General features: G+C 51.8%; 1 protein-coding gene. It reads left to right on the forward strand.

Annotated features, from left to right (window positions below):
* Positions 1 to 11: 11 nt before the first annotated feature.
* Positions 12 to 813, forward strand: an 802-nt coding sequence (locus NE664_12485; protein MCQ4727457.1) for a slipin family protein, incomplete at its 3' end; no start/stop codon positions are given.

Below are 813 nucleotides of genomic sequence, written 5' to 3' on the forward strand. Positions count from 1 at the left end.
AGGAGGACAAAGTGTTCTTAAGTCGTGTAACGATAGCGGAAGTACCGGAGGGGCAGCTGGGAGTCCTGTATATAAACCATGCAGCGAGTGCGGTTGTAACAGACCGGGAGGCTGCATACTGGAATGTCTGGGAACCGTGTGAGCTTCGCATGATCGATATGAGAGAGCCGGCGATGGATCGGACTGTCGAAAAGAGCCTTTTGCGTCTGATTGACCAGCAGTATTATAAGAAGATTGAGATCCTGCCGGGGGAGAAGGGGCTGTTGTATCAGGATAATATTCTGACGGATGAGCTGGGGCCCGGAACGTATTATTACTGGCTGTATGCCAGGGATGTTTTATGCCGCGTCGTGGATTTAAAGATGAAGGAACTGGAGATTAGCGGCCAGGAAATTCTGACGGCAGACCGGGTTGGAATCCGGCTGAATTTGACCGCTACATACCGAATCGCAGACCCGAGGCGGCTGGTGGAGACCATTAAGGGGGTAGAAAACCAGCTTTATACCCGCATTCAGCTGATTGTGCGGGAATACATAGGCCGCTACCGCCTGGATGAGATTCTGGAACAGAAGGAAGCCATTGCCGGATTTCTGGCACAGCGTATGAGGGAAGAGCAGGAGCAGTACTGTGTGGAGGTCCAGACCATCGGTATCAAGGATATTATCCTTCCCGGAGAGATTCGGGATATCATGAATACGGTACTGATCGCGGAAAAGAGGGCTCAGGCCAATGTGATTACCCGGCGTGAAGAGGTTGCATCCACCCGGTCGCTGCTAAATACCGCGAAGCTGATGGATGAGAACAAGACACTTT

Origin of the sequence: Anaerotignum faecicola (assembly GCA_024460105.1) — a bacterium.
GTDB lineage: Bacteria > Bacillota > Clostridia > Lachnospirales > Anaerotignaceae > JANFXS01.